16 protein-coding genes are annotated in these 21,022 nt (G+C 49.1%); 9 read left to right on the forward strand and 7 right to left on the reverse strand.

Annotated elements, in window-relative coordinates:
- Positions 1-131: 131 nt before the first annotated feature.
- Together JKP77_RS15910 and JKP77_RS15915 are read right to left on the reverse strand one after the other, a co-directional pair.
- Positions 132-2,396 (reverse strand): TonB-dependent receptor, encoded by a 2,265-nt coding sequence (locus JKP77_RS15910; protein ID WP_218312152.1) that lies wholly within the window; start codon positions 2,394-2,396, stop codon positions 132-134.
- A 284-nt stretch (positions 2,397-2,680) separates the two neighbouring features.
- On the reverse strand, positions 2,681-3,676 hold the full coding sequence (locus JKP77_RS15915) for a GlxA family transcriptional regulator (protein ID WP_218312153.1): 996 nt from the start codon (positions 3,674-3,676) through the stop codon (positions 2,681-2,683).
- Positions 3,677-3,807: 131 nt separating this feature from the next.
- Here JKP77_RS15915 and JKP77_RS15920 point away from each other — a divergent pair, with 131 nt between their 5' ends.
- From JKP77_RS15920 to JKP77_RS15940, 5 genes are all read left to right on the forward strand, one after another.
- The gene (locus JKP77_RS15920) at positions 3,808-5,613 is read left to right on the forward strand and encodes an acyl-CoA dehydrogenase (protein WP_218312154.1); all 1,806 of its coding nucleotides are present in this window, start codon (positions 3,808-3,810) and stop codon (positions 5,611-5,613) included.
- Between the two features lie 12 nt (positions 5,614-5,625).
- Complete coding sequence (locus JKP77_RS15925; protein WP_218312155.1) at positions 5,626-6,633, forward strand: NADP-dependent oxidoreductase; 1,008 nt, start codon at positions 5,626-5,628, stop codon at positions 6,631-6,633.
- Complete coding sequence (locus tag JKP77_RS15930) at positions 6,633-7,394, forward strand: SDR family NAD(P)-dependent oxidoreductase (RefSeq protein ID WP_218312156.1); 762 nt, start codon at positions 6,633-6,635, stop codon at positions 7,392-7,394. The genes JKP77_RS15925 and JKP77_RS15930 overlap by 1 nt, the downstream gene beginning before the upstream one ends.
- 14 nt (positions 7,395-7,408) lie before the next feature.
- Positions 7,409-8,170, forward strand: a complete 762-nt coding sequence (locus JKP77_RS15935; protein ID WP_218312157.1) for an SDR family oxidoreductase — start codon at positions 7,409-7,411, stop codon at positions 8,168-8,170.
- Between the two features lie 240 nt (positions 8,171-8,410).
- Complete coding sequence (locus JKP77_RS15940; RefSeq protein ID WP_218312158.1) at positions 8,411-8,854, forward strand: YaiI/YqxD family protein; 444 nt, start codon at positions 8,411-8,413, stop codon at positions 8,852-8,854.
- Between the two features lie 273 nt (positions 8,855-9,127).
- Here the strand turns inward: JKP77_RS15940 and JKP77_RS15945 are convergent, their stop codons facing one another.
- Both JKP77_RS15945 and JKP77_RS15950 read right to left on the reverse strand, forming a co-directional pair.
- Positions 9,128-10,318 (reverse strand): amino acid aminotransferase, encoded by a 1,191-nt coding sequence (locus JKP77_RS15945; RefSeq protein ID WP_218312159.1) that lies wholly within the window; start codon positions 10,316-10,318, stop codon positions 9,128-9,130.
- A 96-nt stretch (positions 10,319-10,414) separates the two neighbouring features.
- On the reverse strand, positions 10,415-11,182 hold the full coding sequence (locus JKP77_RS15950) for an NRDE family protein (protein ID WP_218312160.1): 768 nt from the start codon (positions 11,180-11,182) through the stop codon (positions 10,415-10,417).
- A 128-nt stretch (positions 11,183-11,310) separates the two neighbouring features.
- On the opposite strand from JKP77_RS15950, the gene JKP77_RS15955 reads away from it, so the two are divergent.
- Complete coding sequence (locus JKP77_RS15955) at positions 11,311-11,928, forward strand: 1-acyl-sn-glycerol-3-phosphate acyltransferase (RefSeq protein ID WP_218312161.1); 618 nt, start codon at positions 11,311-11,313, stop codon at positions 11,926-11,928.
- The gene (locus tag JKP77_RS15960; protein WP_218312162.1) at positions 11,921-13,165 is read left to right on the forward strand and encodes a cystathionine gamma-synthase family protein; all 1,245 of its coding nucleotides are present in this window, start codon (positions 11,921-11,923) and stop codon (positions 13,163-13,165) included. Before JKP77_RS15955 ends, JKP77_RS15960 begins: the two co-directional genes overlap by 8 nt.
- Positions 13,166-13,262: 97 nt before the next feature.
- Here the strand turns inward: JKP77_RS15960 and JKP77_RS15965 are convergent, their stop codons facing one another.
- The gene (locus tag JKP77_RS15965) at positions 13,263-15,734 is read right to left on the reverse strand and encodes a CHRD domain-containing protein (protein ID WP_218312163.1); all 2,472 of its coding nucleotides are present in this window, start codon (positions 15,732-15,734) and stop codon (positions 13,263-13,265) included.
- 207 nt (positions 15,735-15,941) lie between these two features.
- On the opposite strand from JKP77_RS15965, the gene JKP77_RS15970 reads away from it, so the two are divergent.
- A complete protein-coding gene (locus JKP77_RS15970; protein WP_218312164.1) occupies positions 15,942-16,553 on the forward strand; it encodes an FMN-dependent NADH-azoreductase in 612 nt (203 codons plus the stop codon).
- Positions 16,554-16,678: 125 nt separating this feature from the next.
- On the opposite strand, the gene JKP77_RS15975 is transcribed toward JKP77_RS15970, so the two are convergent.
- Positions 16,679-17,221 carry a glutathione peroxidase gene (locus JKP77_RS15975; protein ID WP_218312165.1) on the reverse strand — a complete coding sequence of 181 codons (543 nt, stop codon included), beginning with the start codon at positions 17,219-17,221 and terminating at the stop codon, positions 16,679-16,681.
- Positions 17,222-17,459: 238 nt separating this feature from the next.
- Here JKP77_RS15975 and JKP77_RS15980 point away from each other — a divergent pair, with 238 nt between their 5' ends.
- Positions 17,460-19,949, forward strand: coding sequence for a S9 family peptidase (locus JKP77_RS15980; protein ID WP_218312166.1), 2,490 nt, complete (start codon positions 17,460-17,462; stop codon positions 19,947-19,949).
- Positions 19,950-20,333: 384 nt separating this feature from the next.
- Here JKP77_RS15980 and rrtA read toward each other — a convergent pair whose 3' ends face one another.
- A complete protein-coding gene (gene rrtA, locus JKP77_RS15985; protein WP_218312238.1) occupies positions 20,334-20,936 on the reverse strand; it encodes a rhombosortase in 603 nt (200 codons plus the stop codon).
- Positions 20,937-21,022 lie beyond the last annotated feature (86 nt).

Genomic DNA, 21,022 nt, shown 5'->3' on the forward strand with positions numbered 1-21,022 from the left:
GTGCGCTTAGGTCTTTGATTACTTGAAGTTGTCATAAAGAAGTCCTCTTTATGTCTACGTATTTCAGGACGGGACAATCAGGACAAAAAAAGCCGCTGTAATAGCGGCTTTTTTGTTAAAGGCATGCCAGCTTAGTAGAAGCTGATCTTCGCTTCAACACCCCAGATGCGAGGCTCATTGATGATCCCCGTCAGGTTGTTAAAGTCGATTGCGCCTTTCACATTGTCTTCATCGGTAATGTTGCGACCGAAAAGTGCAATTGTGTAGTTATGCTCATAGTTTTCGTAACCTATCCTTACGCCACCCTCGAAGTTATCGTCAGTCGTAAACTCAACGGCATCATATAAGAACAGGTTGGTTTCACCCTGGAATGCCCAGTCGGTGAACAGGAAAACTTCGCCAGCATCGCCAACCGGAATGGTGTAGCGCGCAGTAAAGTTAAATATGGTTTCCGGAGCCTGAGGGAACGGATTTCCATCAACAATGGCTACGTTGCCATCCAGGCGAGGATCCAGCACGGTACAGTTTCCTGCGAAGTCTGCAGAAGAGCCGCAAGGCTGCGCAGTAAGCGTGTCATCCTTAATTTCAGTATGGTTGTAGCTGTATCCGCCTGTCAGAGTAAGCTGATCCGTTGCCAGCCACTGCACGTCAATTTCGTAACCGTAACCAACACCTTCATCCGCGTTAACCAGCGAGGTGAAGTTGTTGCCACCACCGATAGCTGAGAACTGCATATCATCTATGGTGTAGTAGAAAGCGGCAGCATTCAGACGCAGCGTGTCTTCCAGTAAATCTGACTTAAAGCCAACTTCGACAGAGTTAATGGTTTCAGCGTCAGCAACTGAAGGCGAGCCTTCAAATGCGACGTCGCGACCCTGAATGGTTTGGGCACGGAAACCGTTAGCATAGCGGGCAAACAACGACGCGCTGTCAGACAGCTCGTAGTTAGCGCTAAGCTCGAAGCTTACCTGACCGTCGTCAACATCGATCGGATCGTAGTCCTGAATGCTGGCTGCACCTATCACTAAAGCAAAACCGTCTACGTTTTGATCGCCAACACGCAGCGACTTTTCATCGTGGGTATAGCGAATACCGCCGGTCACGTTCAACTTATCATTGATCTGATAAGAAGACTGGCCGAATACCGCCCAGGTAGTATTTTCATGAAAAACGGTGGTCGCACCGTAGAATCCGTCAATACTGGTTACGCTGAAAGAGCTGTCAAAGTAGAACGCACCTACCTGCCAGTTCAGCGCATCTGTGGTATTGCTGGCAAGACGCACTTCTTGCGTGAACTGTTCCAGATCGTCCAGGTTATCCTGGGTTACCGCAGTAAACGGGATTGGGGCAGGGTAGGCAGTTTCACCAACACCGCTGCCGCCGTCAACATCACCGAGGCTGTAACCGTCGGCCTCTTCGTAGGCAGTAATGGACGTCAGTTCAAGGTTATCAAATGCGTAGGAAAGCTTCAGTGAAGAACCAAATCCTTCATACTCCTGAGGATTGTTGTCAGCACCATTCCCGTTCAGGTTGCTATCGTACCACACCGTATCACGGTCATAATTTTCGTTAAGATCGTTGCTGCCTTTATCAAAAACGTTAGCGCGGAATATGGATGCTGTGCCTTCCAGCTCGCGACCGTGAACGTTCAACAGCGCAGAAAAGTCATCGCTTGGTTGATAAAGTAACTGGGCGCGCCAGGCTTTCTCGTCAAATCCGCCAAGTGCATCTTTCTGATCGGTGAATCCGTTATCGATATAGTCATCGCGTTCCTGTGACAGTACAGAAATACGGCCAGACAAGTCATCAGTTAAGCCGCCGCCGACAGCACCTTCGAAATTCATCGTGCCGTACGAACCAAAGCCGGCTTTCGCATAGCCTTCAAAATCCTGCGTTGGCTTCACGGTATCGAATTTTATAATGCCTGCCGTGGTGTTACGACCAAACAGCGTCCCTTGCGGGCCACGAAGTACTTCTACCTGCTGTACGTCAAACAGCGGGAAACTTTTCAGTACCACGTTTTCCATGACGACTTCGTCCATGACAATCGAAACCGGTTGTGACGCCGCCAAATCGAAATCGGTGTTTCCCAGACCGCGAATGTAAAAACGCGGTGCGACACGCCCGTTAGAGGATTCCGCATACAATCCTGGCACACGTACAGCCAGCTCCAGAATATCGCCACCACCAGAAAACAGGCTTTCAAATTTCTCACCACTAAGTGTGGCAATAGAAATTGGAACTTCCTGAATGGACTGGGTGCGCTTCTGAGCCGTTACAGTAATTTTCTCAAGCATGGCCTCTTTTTTTTGTTGTTCTTCTTGTTGAGCCAGTGCGGGGGTGCTTAACGCGGCACTAATTGCCAACGCCAGCGTTGCTAATCTGTGTGTTCTCATTTGTCCACCAAGAGTGTTGATCGTTATTGTGGGGGTATGTGTGCAGATATGCACGCGGGTATATACTTTACACGAAAACGTTACAGAAGGCGTAGTAAAATTAAACAGGTGTGAGAGTGATGACCTTTTTTCATTATTTAAGTCCCAACCCTTCGGGCAGTGGCCAGTTTTGCATCATACTGCTCACAAATTCGCTTATTTAGACCCACTAAACTACGCTCATTCGCGATTGTCTGATGCAAAACTGACCGACTGCATGAAATATGAACAAAGGTCAACACTCTCTAGTGGCGCATAAACTTACTCCGGTACTGTGATGGTGCCAGGCCTGTATGGCGCTTAAATAGCCGTGTAAAGGAGCTGATATCTTCATAGCCGATGATAGTCACAATTTTCTCCAGTGACCACGGCCGCGTCTCCAGATATTTGCGGGCCTGTTCCAGTCGTAATGACTGCAAATATTGCAGTGGCGTCACACCACAGGCCTGTTTGAATCGTCTCATCATGGTTCTTGGCGTCATGTTATGATCTCTGGCGAGCGCATCTATTGAGAGCTTTTTCGCAAAATTCTGCTCCATGTATTCCTGAATGGCGAGGATATCGTTATCCTGATGAAACTTGTGTTGCCTGCTGCCAGCGTAAACATTCTGGTTAGGTCGGGTGAGATCCAGTACATGGGATTTTGCAGTGTCACTGGCCACCTGATGACCGCAATAACGTTCTATCAGCATCAGCGATAAATCGAACCAGGCCATACCGCCACCCGCGCAGAAAAGATTGTTCTGTTGCGTCACCATCTTCTCTGCCTGCAGATTCACCTGAGGAAACCGTGCTCGAAAAGCATCTGCATAACCCCAGTGTGTCGTTGCTACTTTGCCGTCCAGCACGCCCGCAGCAGCGAGTAAAAACGCCCCGGTGCAATTGCCGGCAATGTCAGCGCCTGTGCGCAGGAGGCGCTTGAGGTGAACGTGGATCCCGGTTGTCTGTTCAAGCACTTTGTCCAGATCGCCACCAATGGTCGGCACAATCAGTAAATCGGTATGTCGGACATCTTCAAGTGCAATATGTGGCTTCAGGGAAAGCTGGTTGATGCAGGTTACCGGTGCACCATGTAAGGTCGCTAACTGTACATTAAATTGTGGCGTTACTTTTTGTTGATGGATCCGCTGCCAGCTGATCCCCGCTAACGCAAACAAGTCCAGCGCGCCGGTAATGGCTGAAGACAGGGCGTGGTCAAACCCAATGATAGTTACGGTGAATGGTGCAGGGGTACTTTGCATAACTTTCTCTGATGATGAAGCCATTACTCTGATTAATAGTTGGCAGTATTGGCCACAATTGTGTCATTAACGACAATCTTGGCACGAACCGTATTGTGACACAATGCATTAACATTTTCGGAGGACAGAACATGGCCGATCAACTTATTCCCAGACGGGAACTGGAATTTCAGTTGTACGAAGTGCTGGATACGGAAGCGCTTTGCCAGCATGAGCGATTCAGCGAACATTCAAAAGAGATTTTTAATGCGACGATGGATACCGCTGAAAAGCTTGCGGAGGACCTGTTTTTGCCGCATAACGCCAAAGCCGATATCCACGAGCCGACATTTGACGGTAAAAAAGTGACTATGCTTGATGATGTGAAGCGCGCATTTGATCATTATCGCGAAGCCGGGTTTATTGCCGGACATTTTGATTTTGAAGATGGTGGTATGCAATTGCCTGATACGGTAATGAAAGCCTGTGCGGGTTACTTTCTGGCAGCCAATCCCTCAACGACAGCATACCCGTTCCTGACAGCCGCTGCGGCCAACGTGATCAAACATTTTGCCAGTGAACAGATTCAAAGTCAGTTTTTGCCACGTATGTTAACCGGCGATTTCACCGGTACTATGGCGCTCACTGAACCTCACGCGGGCTCTGCTCTTACTGATATCCGCACCACCGCAAGGCCAGCGGAAGACGGCAGTTATCGTCTGAAAGGCAGTAAGCTGTATATTTCTGCCGGAGAACACGAGTTATCCGACAATATTGTGCACCTGGTACTGGCGAAAATTCCCGGCGGGCCTCCTGGTGTAAAAGGCATTTCGTTGTTTGTGGTACCAAAGTACCGCTTAGATGAAAACGGCGAGCCTGCTCAGCGTAACGATGTCACGCTGGCAGGTCTGGTACATAAGATGGGTTACCGGGGCACGACGTCTACCGCACTGACATTTGGTGAGAATGACGACTGTCACGGCTACATTGTGGGTGAGCCGCACCAGGGACTTCGTTATATGTTCATGATGATGAACGAAGCACGAATTGGTGTTGGCTACGGCGCGGCAATGATTGGCTACCGCGGCTATCGCTACTCGCTTGAGTATGCAAAAGACCGCACGCAGGGTAGGGCCGCACCGAACCTGGCACAGGAGGATCCGCCAAGTCCGATTATCCAGCATGGTGATGTCAAACGTATGTTGCTGGCACAAAAAGCCTATTGCGAAGGCGGCATGGCGCTGTGTCTTTATGGAACACGTCTAATTGACAGCATTACGACGGCGGCTTCAGAAGAGGAGAAAACCGAACTGAGTCAGCTGCTAGACTTACTTACCCCAGTATTTAAGGCCTGGCCTTCAGAATTCGGGCCGAAAGCCAACGATCTGGCAATACAAGTGCTTGGTGGCGCCGGCTATACCCGCGAGTATCCGGTAGAGCAGTGCTGGCGCGATAACCGCCTTAATCCCATTCACGAAGGCACAAACGGCATTCAGGCGCTGGATCTGTTAGGCAGAAAACTCTGGCAGGCGGATGGACAGGGGCTGAAAACGCTGATGAAGTTCGTGATGGCAGATATCAAGCGTGCAGAAACAACGAAAACGCAAAAGCTGGTCGAGGGCCTGACGCCTTACCTTGATGCACTGGAAAAAGCTATTACGCAAAGTGCCGCTGAGCTCAGAAGTGAAAAGGCACCAACGTTGCTGACCAATGCCAGCTGTTTTCTGAATCTTTTCTCCAGCTGTGTCGTAAGCTGGATATGGCTCAGGCAAGCCATCTTGGCTGATAAAGCCCTTACCGAACGTGAGCTTACCGATGATGATAAGGCGTTCTATGAAGGTAAAATGGCTGCCGCGAATTACTTTATTTTCTGGGAATTGCCGCTGACAGAGCGGGATATCCGGGTCTTGAAAACGCAGGATGAGACCTGCAATAACGTACAAGCTGATTTTTTCTAAAAGGATACACCTATGCAATATAAACAATGGCAACTTGCCTCGCGTCCTGTTGGTGAACCTACAAAGGATAACTGGAAGCTCGAAACCGTTTCGCTTCCGGATGTGAAAGACGGTGAAATAGCGGTAAAAATTGAATACATCTCATTAGATCCCGCAATGCGTGGCTGGATGAACGACGGAAAATCCTACATTGAGCCGGTGCAAATTGGGGATGTAATGCGCGCAGGTACGGTAGGCGAGGTTATTGAGTCTAAAGCCGAAGGCTTTGCTAAAGGTGACAAAGTTTACGGTAACTTTGGTGTTCAGGAATATGCCGTAGTCAGTGCTAAAGGCATCCATAAGGTGGATCCTACACTTGCACCTCTGCCACGGTATCTTGGCGTGTTGGGTATGCCGGGCATGACAGCGTATTTTGGTCTGCTCAAAACCGGTGAGCCGAAAGAAGGAGAAACCGTGGTGGTATCTGGCGCAGCGGGTGCTGTGGGCACGGTAGTGGGGCAGATTGCAAAAATTAAAGGGTGTCGCGTTGTCGGTATTGCTGGCGGCAAAGAGAAATGCGATTACCTGGTGAATGAACTGGGCTTTGACGCTGCCATCGATTACAAAAATGGTTCAGTGAAAGACGGCCTGAAAGAACACTGTCCTAAAGGTGTCGATGTGTACTTCGACAATGTGGGCGGCGATATTCTTGATGATGTACTCACCCGAATTAACCTGCGAGCCCGGATCGTGATTTGTGGCGCGATCAGTCAGTACAACAACACCACGCCGGTGAAAGGGCCATCTAACTATCTGTCGCTGCTGGTAAACCGTGCGAAGATGGAAGGCATCGTGGTGTTTGATAATGCAAAGAACTACGGTGACGCTGCCCGTGATATGGCTGGCTGGATCGGCGAAGGCAAGCTCAAGGCCAAGGAACACGTTGTAGAGGGACTGGAAACCTTCCCTGAAACGTTGATGATGCTGTTCCGCGGCGAGAACTTTGGCAAGTTAGTGCTGAAAGTGGAGCATGAAGACTAATGGCAGCTGACGTTAAAGGTAAACATATTCTGATTACCGGCGGCGGTTCTGGCATAGGCGCAGCAAGTGCTGCGTTGCTTGCCGGTCGTGGTGCCCGGATAGGCGTGGCAGATATTAAATCAGACACTGCCAGTGCGATAGCCAAAGCGATTGTGGATAACGGTGGCGATGCCTATGCGCTTACTGTCGATGTCGCCGACGCTGATTCCGTTGCCACAATGTTCAGCGATGCCATCGCGCAGCACGGTGATGTTGACGTTCTGATCAATAACGCAGGAATCGATCATTTTCCATCGCCAATGGCTGACGTTGAGGATGCCGTCTTTCTGAAGAACGTACAGGTTAACCTCGCGGGAACCTGGTTTTGTATGAAGCAGGCGATAAAGCACATGCTGGTGAACGGTAAAGGGCAGATCATCAACATCGCATCTGTGGCCGGCCTGCGATCCGCGCCTCGAGTGAGCGCATACAGCGCCAGCAAGCATGGCGTTATCGGCCTGACCAAATCTGCCGCTGTTGAATATGCGCGAATGAATATTCGTATTAATGCGGTTTGTCCCAGTTTTGTGGATACGCCAATGGTACAGGGCGTGCTATCTCATCTTGATGAGCGTGGACAAAGACAGATTGTTGGGGCAAACCCGATGAAGCGACTGGGTAAGCCGGAAGAGATCGCCAACGCCATCGCCTGGTTATGTAGCGATGAGTCCTCCTTTATGACAGGACAGTCTGTTGTATTGGATGGCGGCATGTTGGCGTAAACAAGGAGAACACTATGAGTAAGTTATTTGATTTAACAGGAAAGGTGGCTCTGGTCACTGGTGCAAGTCGTGGGATTGGTGAATCTATCGCCAAATTGTTAGCGGAATATGGCGCCCATGTCATTGTCTCCAGTCGTAAGATTGATGGCTGTGAAGCTGTCGCCAGCGCGATTCGCGATGCAGGAGGCAAAGCCTCTGCTTATGCATGTCATGTAGGTGACATGGATCAGATTACTGAGATCTTTGATCACATAAAGCAAACCCACGGCCAACTGGATATTCTGGTGAATAATGCTGCGGCCAATCCTTACTTCGGCCATATACTGGATACCGACCTGGGGGCATTCAACAAGACGGTTGAAGTCAATGTGCGAGGCTATTTCTTTATGTCAGTAGAAGCTGGCAAAATAATGAAAGAGCAGGGTGGTGGTGTCATTCTTAACACGGCATCGGTAAATGGTATCGTACCTGGTGATATGCAGGGGATTTATTCGATTACCAAAGCGGCTGTTATCAGTATGACCAAGTCGTTTGCTAAAGAATGTGGTCCGCTGAATATCCGGGTTAATGCGCTGTTACCTGGTCTCACCGACACCAAGTTTGCATCCGCGCTTACCACTAACGACCAAATCCTGAAAAAAGCACTCAAGCAGATCCCGCTTGGCCGTGTGGCTCAGCCTGACGAAATGGCAGGCACAGTGCTCTATCTGGTTTCTGATGCATCAAGTTATACCACCGGCACTACCGTGACAGTAGACGGCGGAATGCTGGCATAAACCGCTATTGCCTGTGTGCGCGGTTAACACGTTGGCGCACAGGCAATGACTTACCCAAAAAAGCTGCTATGCAGGGGTCACCACGCTCTGCATAGCGCGAAACAGTAACGTAATCGACTATCCTTCCTGATTAGGTCATGGACGCGCTACTCTCCTGTTAACGTTATTTACTGAATCTCTGCTGGTATCAGCGAAGTTGTGGCTTTAGACTTAGCATGATCATGACAAAGAGACGATGATATGCAGATTTGGGTTGACGCTGATTCCTGCCCCGGCGTGGTAAAAGAGATCCTGTTTAAAGCCGCACGTCGCACAGGCGTTACGCTTACTCTGGTTGCTAACCATCCTATGCGTGTTCCGCCGGATAAGAATATTGCCTTTATGAGCGTAAGCAGCGGCTTTGACGTTGCCGATGATCTTATCGTAGAACGCTGCGCGCCCGGCGATCTGGTGATCACCTCTGATATTCCCTTAGCTTCTGATTTGCTTGCTAAGGGCGCTCGCGCCCTGAACTCCCGCGGGGATGAATTTGACCGCTCGACGATTAGAGCGGCATTGACAATGCGTGACTTCATGGAAACGATGCGCAGTAGCGGTGAGCGCACTGGCGGCCCCAAAGCCTTTTCTCAAAAAGATAAGCAGAACTTTGCGAATGCATTAGATCGCATACTTGCTTCAGCCTGAGCGTTTGCGCCAACCTGCAATGTAGTATACGCCCTGAATGGGCCCACATTATTGTGAGTTGCTATTATTCATACTGACACAGATGTCTCCGGTGTCAGTAAAGAAACGCACTTTTCGGTAACCAAATTCACCTACGTCTACCGCCTGAATGTTGAGGCAGCCGGATCACGTCATTTACTCTGCTTTCTCAACTTCCATTCCGGCAAGAGCGAAGTGTAAGCAACAAAAAAGGCAGCGTCATAACGCTGCCTTTAACTGATATAAACCTTTGTTTTACAGCACAGAGACCAGCGCTTTTGCGAGTGTCCCTACGTTTTGCTGGTTGATACCGGCAATATTCACGCGGCTGGAGTCTACGAAATAAACGCTGTGTTTATCACGCATTTCGCGAACTTGTTCCGGCGTGATACACAAAAACGAGAACATGCCTTTTTGCTGGTTAACGAAACTGAAGTCTTTATCAGCACCGTTTTCTTCCAGCTTTTCTACCAGCATCGCACGAAGCGTTTGCATGCGGTTACGCATGGCATTCACTTCACTTTCCCATTCCTGCCTGAGGCTGGTATCAGAAAGAATGATATCGACCAGAGCACCGCCGTAGCTTGGTGGCATAGAATAAATGCCGCGCGCCACAGACTGAATTTGCCCCTGAGCTATCTGGCGGGTTTTCGAATCTTCTGTAATGATGGCGGCAAGGCCTACACGTTCGCGGTACAAACCGAAGTTTTTACTGCATGATGCGGCAATGATCACTTCCGGCAAGTTTTCAGCAAGCAATCGAACGCCATAGGCATCATCTTCCAGCCCGTCACCGAAACCAAGGTAAGCCACATCGAGAAACGGCAGAAACTCACGCTCTTTCGCAACGTCAAGTACTGCATCCCACTGCGCATTTGTAAGATCAGCGCCGGTAGGGTTATGGCAGCAGCCGTGCAGCAGAACAATGTCACCTTTCTCAACTTTTTTCAGTGTTTCCATCATAGCATCGAAGCGAATGCTGGCACTGTCTTTGTCAAAATACGGATAGGTTTCTATTTGCAGACCTGCTGAACCAATCAGAGGAATATGGTTGGCCCATGTCGGATCGCTGACCCAGACTTTGGCGTTATCGTTACAGCGAACCAGCAGCTCGGATAAAATACGAAGCGCTCCACAGCCACCCGGTGCCTGAACACCGGCAACACGATCGGCCATCAGTACGGGGCTTTTTTCTCCCAGCAAAAGGGCGAGCATGTTATCAATATAGCCCTGATGACCCTGAGGCGTGATATAGGTTTTGGACGTTTCACGCTCCAGTAATATCTTCTGCGCCTTTGCGACCGATGTCAGGATAGGGGTATTACCTTGCTCATCCTTATATACGCCAACACCCAGATCGATTTTATCTGGATTGTTGTCTTCACGGTAAGCAGCTGACAGACCAAGAATAGGATCCGGGGCGAGTTGGGGTAATACTTCAAACACAGTGCGTCCTCACGTTGCGTGGTAAAAAATAGGCAGACGGCATTATGCCACTGATGAAATAAAATACGAGTAGCCAGACCGGAATTTCTGTCATATTTATTGTGTTTCTATCCGGAATGAAAACTTTCTGGTATCGGTAACGATGCCTTGCGGTGAAAATGTGCGTTCCTGCCAGACACATTGTTGGGCTGAATCTATCAGCAGTAACGTGGAGGTGCGGGTACCATAATCGGGTGACTGAATGAAAATGGAGGAGAGCATTTTCTCCCATTCATAACCAATACCGGTTTGAGGAAGATGATGATCCTCGGCTTTCACGTCGTCCCGTAAAATTGCAAACAGCGCGTCCTCGCAAAGAGGCTTTTGCGATGAAATGTAATCGGTGAGCGCGCCCATTCCACGGGTCACTTTGGGCCAGGGCGTATGGATATCGGCGTTCGATAAACCGTGTACACCATCTGACAGTGAAAAGAAGGAATCCTGTGCATTGTTGTACACGTTGAGGTTTGTCAGATTGCCGTAGAGTAAGTTATAGCCGTTATAGTGATGACGGTGAGTTCGCAGTGATTGTTCAAACTGGTAACTATTCTCGTGGGTGAGAGCATTAACAACCAGTTCTCCACGAGTCCGGGCATCAGGTTTTTGCTCGTTGTCCCGAATATTGGTTAATGCGGCAATGCTTCCGTTACGCGTAACCCCCATCCAGGTACCTTTCCCTTCCAGGTCCTGTCCGGCCAGCAAGTTCGGGTGGGATGTCCAGAACTCTGACGGTGCGGTGGGCCGGCGATGAAATTCATCCCGATTGGCGGCAATTATCAGCGGATAGTCAGGGTGCTGGTTAACAGCGGTAAATAAAATACACATAGCAGGCAATAATCGGTGTCATCTGAATATCCTCTCACGATATCGGGGAGAATCAACATCCAATTTGACAGCAGAAATTCTTATTGTTTTTGAGTATGATTATTCACAAGCAGTTACGAGCAGTATGAATGAATAAAATAAACGACAAACTGGTTCCTGAGACCTTGCCACGTCAGGGACCTGCATGGCTGGCAAAGCTGGCGGCATGGGGATTCGCAAAACGGGGATGGACCGCCACCGGCGATATGGTAGACGCGCCAAAAGCGATTCTGGCAGTTGCTCCACATACCTCAAACTGGGACTTCTTCATTGGCCTGTTTGCACTCTTTGCCTTAAGGCTGAAGGTCTCATTTTTTGGTAAACATACGCTTTTTGTGCCACCGCTTGGCTGGCTGATGCGAAAGTTTGGTGGGATACCTGTTGAACGTAGCCGGGCTCATGGCGTGGTAGAGGGAATATCTCAATCTATCGCCAGGCAAGACTCAATGTTGCTGGCACTGGCACCTGAAGGCACCCGGAAGGGAATTTATCCGTGGAAAACCGGCTTTCTGCACATTGCACGACTCGCCAATATTCCTGTGCAACTCATCGGCCTGGACTATAACCATAAGCAGTTGGTGTTCGGACCCGTGCTCAGTCAAATTGATGATGTGGATGAACAAATGCAAAAAATCTACGCGTTTTATGCTAACGTTGCCGGCAAGTATTCAGAAAATTGTTTTACATCGGAGTTCCCGCGTGAGTAATCAGGGGTTTACCACTCGCCAGGTCCACGCTGACCGCATTCTAAACCAACCCGAACATGGCGCCGTTCATTCCAGCACGACCAATTCGGTTTTGTTCGAATTTAAAGATGCGCAAGACATCATTGATGTTTTTCAGGGTAAAAAAGCCGGTCATGTTTATGGCAGGTCGTCCTCGTCTTCGGTTGCTGCGCTTCAAAATATGGTCAATCAGTTAGAAGGGGGCGTCGGGGCGTTGTGTTATTCCACAGGCATGGCGGCCATCAGCAGCACACTGCTTTCTTTACTGAAACAGGGTGACCATTTAATTGTCAGTCAGTTTTTGTTTGGTAATACCCGAAGCTTTATGAATACGCTGGAAGATTTCGGGATCCACATTACCTACGTTGATGTAACGTCTATAGAAGACGTTATGGATGCGTATCAGCCGAATACCCGTGCGGTTTATACCGAGACAGTAGCAAATCCGGTGACACAGGTGGCAGACACGCAGGCAATTGGTAAATATTGTGTTGAGAGAAACATCCTGTTTATCGTAGATAACACCATGACGCCACCGCCACTATTTGACGCCAGAGAAATGAATGCCTCTCTGGTAATCTCGTCACTAACCAAGTACATCGCAGGCCACGGTCAGGTGCTGGGCGGGGCGGTGGTCGATACTGGTCTGTATGACTGGACACGATTCCCCAATATTGCCGAAAGTTATCAGGTAAGCGACCCCTCGCAGTGGGGGATCACACAAATGAAAAAGAAAGGCCTTCGCGACATGGGAGCAACGCTTGCTGCCGATGCCGCGCATGCGATTTCTGTCGGGATCGAGACATTATCGCTACGCATGGAACGAGCATGCAAGAACGCCTTGAAGCTGGCTACATTCTTAGATAACCATGCCGCTGTCGAGCGTGTGTATTATCCTGGCCTTAGCAATCATCCACAGCACTTTATTGCCAGAGAGCAAATGCATAATGGTTATGGCGCCATTTTGAGTCTGGATCTGCGCGAAGATATTGATCCCGTTGCCTTCCTGAATGCGCTGGAACTGGTGATTACTGCGACGCATCTCGGGGACACCCGCACGCTTGCGTTACCTGTTGCGCCTACAATCTTTTTTGAGAACGGGAAAGCAGGTCGCGAAAAGATGGGGATCACAGAAAATATGATCAGGGTGTCGGTAGGCATTGAAGACATTGATGATCTGGTCAAAGATTTTGAGTCAGCACTATCCCACTGTAGTTAATTTAGTGCATCAGCTGTAGAGCAATAAAAAGGCCGATATTATACCGGCCTTTTTTGTACTATGTTGATGCTCCCGCACCTACATAACTCAGTTCGTGCTATTCAAATCCCAGTGTGATTTGACCACGAATTTCACCGTCAGGAAATGAATCAGAGTGGAAGTTGGTATACAGACTTCCTGACTGCATGGCATCCATTTGCGCCTCAGTCAGGATAATATCAGCCGGAATCATCCATACGTTCATGCCATCATTTTCCAGACCCAGTACAACTTCACCATTCATACCGGCTTCACCCGCATGAATATGCGCTGCATTTGCTGTCATATCAAAAATGCTGACGCTGCCAGATACGGCACGTGTCGTCGTATTCAGCGTGAAAGCTCCGTAGCCAAAGGCCATGGTATCAACCATTGGTACTTCCTGATCACCAGAGGCAGTAATGCCATACACTTCGATGTTGTCTGGCGTAATCTGACCGCGGATCTCGCCATCAGGGAAATCCGGCGTATGGAAGTTGGTGTAGTGTCCGCCAGATAACAGTCTTGTAGCGGTAGCTTCATCCAGAGTCAGGTAGCCGTCTGTCATCCAGACACCCGCCATTGACTCAGACTCCATCAGAGGTGCTACGACACCGCCAGTTTCACCTGCATAGCCTGTATGAATATGGGCCGCTGTAGCAGTCTCCAAATCCATCGTAACGGCGGTTAGCATGACTGAGTTATTCGTTGTATCAAATAATGCGTAGCCATAGCCCATTGCATCGGTAGATACCGGTGGTACAGATTGCTCGCCGCTGATAGGGAAGGTCACTACGGCAGTCGTGTCGGGAACGATCTGGCCACGCACTTCACCAGAAGAATACGTTTCAGTGTGGACATTCAGATACCATTCACCGCTGGTCAGGTCTTCAAGCAGGCTGGGAGAAATTTGTGTTTCTTCCAGCATATACATGCCATCACCCATGTCAGTCAGTGGAAAGGCAACGTCGCCATTCATACCGATATCGCCATCATGCACATGTGCGCCCGTCAGATCCATTAACTCAGAAGCATCCAGTGTTACCCGGAATGCAGGCATATCTTCGTCAATTTCTACTGTTGCTGTGGCCATATTCATCGTGTCTACTGCCGGTACTTCCTGGCTACCGGTTAGCGTCACGTTGTACGTCATATCGGCATTGAATGGGGGGGCTGGTGGCGCAAGATCATCCAGCAGAATTAACTGTGGCAGATCGCCTTCCATTGCACCGTTTGCAGCAATCGCGGTATATACCATACCTGTTTCCAGTGACAGCATTCCGGTTTCAATCGCAGCCGTTTTTGTACCTGTTGGCGTTACGGTAACGAAGTAATCACCTTCTGCCAGACCAACATAACCTGTTTCGGCAAGATCATCTGTTGAGTAAGGAACGTCAGCAAACGTAGGCTCGACACCGTCGATTTCGCCGTCACCCGTCACGTAAATGTCGACATTACCGGCAGCAGGAGCGGCATGGATAATTCTGACTTTCGCTTCTGTCGCAACTGAGCGTGGCATGTCAGTAAGTAAGTCAAGTTCTGGCATCGCCAGTGTATTGTTAGCAACGGCGGTGTAGTACATGCCAGCAGACAGAGACACCTCTGCGTCATCAACAGCAACAATACTATTATCTGCATCAGCAACTACGTCAATCAGATAGTCGCCTGCAGCAACATTGAGATAATCTGTGGTGCGCGGGAACTGGATCCCATCAACCAGTACAACTTCATTGTTGGCAATGACGTCAACCGCAGGGGCATCGCTGATGCCGTGAACAACGCGAAGTGCTGCCGGCGTATTTACGTCATAGAGGTTCATTGACATGTCGCCATCAGAAACTAGCAGCGTCACGGGAGAATCCCCCGGGCTTACACTGTTGGTAGCAGCAACCAGTAAATCTGCACCGTCTTCCAGTGTGACTGCACCAGAATCAAAGACCACGTCAGTTTCACCGGCCGCCGTAATGCGGATCCGGTATTCACCTGCAGGTACCTGCACAAGGTCGGTCGCGTCAGTATAAGCTGCAGTGACCAGCGGTTGTTCGTCTGCCAATACGGCATCAGGCGCGGTTACATAAATATCTACGGTAGGCGCCATTGAGGCAGCATGGACAATTTGAACCTGCGCATTTCCGCTTTCAACGGCAGTTTCCATGCTGGTAACAGGAAGTAACATAAGAGAATCATCAGCCACACTTCCAATGGCAAAGATGTCATAATTCATATCCGTTTCAAGAGTGATATCTGTTTGCAGTACTTCTGCGTCATCACCCGGCAAATTAGCAACCACACCAATGTCGTAAGTTCCCGCCTGAACTTCAAATTTGGTCGATGCCATCTGATAATCAACACCCTCGAGGCCGTTTAAAATTTCATCATTAGCGGTAATGTCGACGGTAGGGGCGTCAGAGGAAGCGTGGATTACTCTGACGTTGGCGAATTCGGGTTCCTGAGGGGGAACATCGGTAATTGGATCGTCGTCATCAGAGGAGCATCCTGTGACAAACAGTGGTATCATGGACACCGTGAGAAGCGTCTTGATTCTTTTCATTGTGAACCTCATTAATTGTGTTTTGGCAAACTCGATTACGCGTCGTTACAATGCGAAGATCACGCTTCTTGCAACATTACGTTAATGTAATGTTATTAATTTCCCCTCGGTTGTTCGATTTAGTAGAATTTTTAGCGCGAATTTAACCAATATAAATTCGGATTTTTCTCTTATATGATGAATTCATCATCATAAAGGAGTAGAACGATGCGAAATGTATTGGCAATTACCACCAGCCTGAATAAGGCACAGGGCAATTCGAACAAACTGGTTGCAAGCTATGTTGAAAAGCTGTCGTCACAACCAGCAACTACCATCACTCGCCGCGATCTTGACGAAGACAGTCTTCCGCATTTAACAGCAGAAGAGATGCAGGCGTGGATGACACCCTCTGATGAGCGCACTGACGAGCAACATGCACTTGCCGCTTTGTCTGATAGCCTCGTTGAAGAAGTGAAAACCGCTGATGACATCGTTATCGGTGTGCCGATGTACAACTTCGGTATTCCGTCAGTAATGAAAGCGTGGATAGATCGTATTGCCAGAGCGGGGGTTACCTTCCGCTATACAGAAACCGGGCCGGTAGGCTTATTGGAAAATAAATCAGTTACCATCCTTGCGGCGCGGGGTGGGCAGTATTCCGGCACTGAATATGATACTCAGTCACAATACCTGACCCATTTCTTTAATTTCATCGGTATTACTGATATTCAGTTTGTCTACGCAGAAGGGTTGGCGCTGGGTGAGGAGAGTGCGAAGTCAGCATTCGATGCAGCGAATCAAAAAATTATTGAACTTACCGCACAGCGTAAAGACTAAATCTATGCAGTTAGCGAAACGTCATTGCGAACAGTAGTGAGGTGACGCTAAAGTGTGTTCCAAGTTGAGTGTGCTTGATTGCCCCGCAAATTTTGCGGGGCTTTTTTATGGGCGCAGAGCTGGCGTTACATGGCCAGTGCTTTCTCCACATCGTTAATCAGAACGTCATCAGACGGTGTTACCTTACTGGGGTAATGTTTTAGAATGTTGCCCTGTTTGTCGACCAGGTACTTATTAAAGTTCCAGCTTGGCGCTTCGCCGGTGGCTTCTGCCAGCATCCGGTACATAGGATCCGCATTTTCCCCTTTGACGTCGGTAGGTTCAAACATTGGGAATTTTACACCATAGGTCAGTTCACATAGTTCAGCTGTCTTGCCTTCGTCTTTTGCTTCCTGGTTGAACTCGTGTGAAGGAAAACCCAGCACGACAAAATCCTGAGATTTATATTGTTCATACATAGCCTCAAGACCTTCAAACTGTGGAGTAAATCCACAGTAACTTGCTGTGTTCACGATAAGCAGAGTTTTGCCCTGAAACTCTTTACACATATTTACCGTTTCCTGAGAGTTGAGTTTACGTTTCATAAACTTCAAAACATCCGGGCAGGTATTGGCAGACGCCGTAAATGACGCTGCCAGTAGCGTCAGCGCGAGTAATTTCTTTTTCATACAGTCACCTCTGAGAGTGGGATGTTGGTTATTTTTATTGCGGTAAGTAGTAGTTTGACCGCGCGGTTTTGGATCACCTGTACCAGACTCGTAAACCAATAAATAAACTGCCTTTTTCACTCTGCAACAGCCTTCACGTTCAAGATGATTCTACTGTGTAACCCGATGAACCTTGACCATGCAACATGTCGAATGCGTATAATGACACCGAGACTGATAAATACAACAAAGAGCGATAATGAATAAAATAACGACAATGCTTATTGCTGCCGGTCTGACTGGTAGCCTGTCGGCTTGCGTCGCTACCTCTGAGTCGGTGAAGACTACGCCAGATCAGAAAAGCGCGCCCGTTGCCGTCGCCCCGGTTTCACCGGATGTAGAGAAAACTGGTGATACAAATCAAACTATCACCTTAAACCAGATAATGTCAGATCCTGCCTGGCTGGGACGTCAACCTGAAAATATGGGTTGGTCGGTGGATGGCAGCGAACTGGTCTATGAGCGTGAACGCGAAAACAGTGAGTTAAATGACGTTTACGCAGCGTCGGTAGCCTCACCAGCTCAGGCAACGAAAGTGCCACTGTCAGAGCTTCATCGCTACCGTTACGACGAGCGGGTAGAGAGCCTGGACGGTCAGTATACTGCATACCGGTTTGAGGACAGCGTGTTCGTGCTGATGCCAACCGGTGAAAACGTGCAGCTAACGCGCGGTGGCGCAGCGCTGGAAAATCTGCATTTTATGACCGATAACCGACTGATGGCGCAGTCGGGCAATCGAATCATCGCCATCGATTTACAAACCGGCCGTCGCGAGCAGCTAATCAGCTGGACGTTTGCAGAAGAGCCGGAAGCCGTCTCTGAACCAGAAGACTTCGTGGCTAGCGAGCAAATTTCGTTAATAGAATATATCGCCAAGCGACGTAAAGATCGTCAGGACAGAGTCGATGAGGCAGATGCACTGGCGAAACAAAACAGTGCTGTGGCTCCAGAACCGTTCTACTTTGATGAAAGCGATCGTTTGGTTGCCGCCACGGTATCGCCCAACGGGAAAACGGCGATCGTAGTTACCACCGAAGACACCTCCTGGCGCGGTGACACCGATATTATGCCGCACTACATTCAGGAAGATGGCCGTATTGACAGCAAAAACGTCCGTCGACGTGTTGCCGACGCGAAGCCGCAGAGTGATACGATTTGGCTGATTGATCTTACTGAACAGACGAAAACAGAGTTGTCGTATGTTCAGCTACCGGGCTATAACGAAGACGTACTGGCAGAAGTGAAGGCTGAAAATGCCAAGGCAAAAGGAGAGACCTACGAGGTTAATCGTTTGCCGCGTGATATCGGCCTGCTTGACAGCTGGTACTGGCGTGAACCGTCCATTCGCTGGCACGACAACGGTGATCAGGTAGCAGTAATGCTTGAGGCCTGGGATAACAAAGACCGCTGGATTGCCACCGTGGACTTTGAGCAACAGTCGCTGGTAAGTCAGCATCGTTTACACGATGACGCATGGGTAAATTACCGCTTTAACCAGTTTGGCTGGCTGCATAACAGCGAAACGCTGTTTTATCAGTCTGAGCATACTGGTTATGCGCACTTGTATCTGCAAGAGCCAGGGCAGTCTCCGCGCGCGTTGACTCGCGGCCAGTTTATTGTCGATAACCCGGTGGTTACCCGTGACGACAACTGGATTTATTATACTGCGAATAAAAAACATCCCGGTGTTTATGAGGTGTATCGAGTAAACACGGACAGCGGAGAAAGTCAGGCGCTGACAGACCTTAATGGTATGACCGACTTTTCTCTCAGCCCGGATGAATCAACCTTGCTGTTGGCGCACAGTAAAGTGACGCGTCCGCCTGAGTTGTATGTGAAAGCCGCGAATACCAACAGTGAACCAACAAAAATTACAGACACTATCAGCGGTAAGTTCCTGTCAATGCCATGGGCTGTCCCTCAGGTGATTGCCGTGCCGTCCAGTGATGCGTCACAACCGGTTTATGCGCGTGTTTACCTGCCTGAAAATTATCAGGAGGGTGAGCCCAGAAAAGCGGTCATCTTCAATCATGGTGCCGGCTACCTGCAAAATGCACACTTAGGCTGGTCGGGTTATTTCCGTGAGTTTATGTTTCACAGCATGCTGGTACAACAGGGGTATGTCGTTCTGGATATGGACTTTCGTGCTTCTGCCGGGTATGGCAGAGACTGGCGTACCGCTATCTATCGTCAGATGGGAACGCCCGAGGTTCAGGATTTACGCGATGGTGTAGACTGGCTGGTAGAAAATGCCAATGTGGATCGTGGTCGTATTGGTACGTATGGCGGCTCCTACGGTGGTTTCCTGACATTTATGGCGTTGTTCACCGATCCGGACCTGTTCCAGGCCGGAGCCGCGCTTCGTCCGGTTACCGATTGGGCACACTATAACTGGGGCTACACATCAAACATCCTCAACACGCCAGATGTTGATCCCATTGCCTATCGTAAGAGCTCTCCAATTTACTACGCAGAGGGACTGGAATCAGCGCTGCTGATCAACGCACCTATGGTAGATGATAACGTGTTCTTCCAGGACTCAGTCCGTCTTGTGCAGCGTCTGATCGAGCTGGAAAAAGAGAATTTTGAAACAGCTATCTATCCGGTGGAACCGCACGGGTTTGTCCAGCCAAGTTCATGGCTTGATGAATATCGCAGAATTTACAAGTTGTTCGAGACGAACCTGTAGCGTCTGAAAAAACGGTTTAACGTGAAAAACGCTCCTCAGGGAGCGTTTTTTTTGAACGGAAAAGGGCGTAAATTGTTATTCAGGGCTCATCCTTCCGGGGGGTATAGCTAAACACTGAGATGACGTCGATGTATTTTCTCCCTAACCGTTAAATCTTTAAAGACAGCCTGAGCTATAACGTGGCTTTATAACCTGCGCGTTCGCAGACATATTCTTCTGTTACACAGGGCCCAGAGCCATTTACTGTATTAAAAGAGAAACGTATTTTGACAATAGATAACCACGAGAGAGCCTGCGCAAGCGTGCAAGCACTGACACAGGCTTTTTAATGAAACGGGCAGGAGAAAAAAGAGACGATGGCAGGCTGTGTTGTACCCTTTAGGGTCAGGACGCTGTCGCCGCCTGGCTACGTCCTGACAAGCCTAGCATGAGCAGAAATATCAGAACGCCACTTATAGCTCCGTAAAGATGCGCATCGACAGCGACCGTGGCATTTATCAATTCCGCTACACCATCACTGCTTCCGGTGAATTGCTCATAGCCAAGTTTTACCGCTACACCTGCCAGTAACAACCAGCCAGAGCGTAATCCTCTGCGAATATCCATACACGCGCCCCAGGTAAAAACACCGTGAAGCGCTCCCGATAAGCCTGCGTACCAGATTAAGTATGGTGACAGAAAATAAATGCCGGCACTGGTGCCAATACAACACCAGACAAACACTTTCAGAAATCGACTGATGCGATAATGCTCCCCGTGAAGTAACCATAACAGCGCCAGACCAGCCAGATTAAGAAGGACGTGAAAGCCGTTAGTGTGAACAAGGTTGCCGGTAATAATGCGCCAGGTTTCCAGTCCTTCAATAGCGTAACGATCGTATGCCAGCCACTGGCCTGAAGTCGGTTCAGCATAAAAAGCGATCACCACCAGAGTGGCAACCAGCAGTGGTCCAACACTAAACTGTGGCGAGAGCGGCAGAGAAATCATCATTGATAGTTATTTCAGGTATTGCACTTTGGTCGCTATCATACAGAAAATTATCGTAATTTGCTGAACTTCAGTATTTAGATGAG

It is taken from the genome of Alteromonas antoniana (assembly GCF_019249295.1).
Lineage (GTDB): Bacteria > Pseudomonadota > Gammaproteobacteria > Enterobacterales > Alteromonadaceae > Alteromonas > Alteromonas antoniana.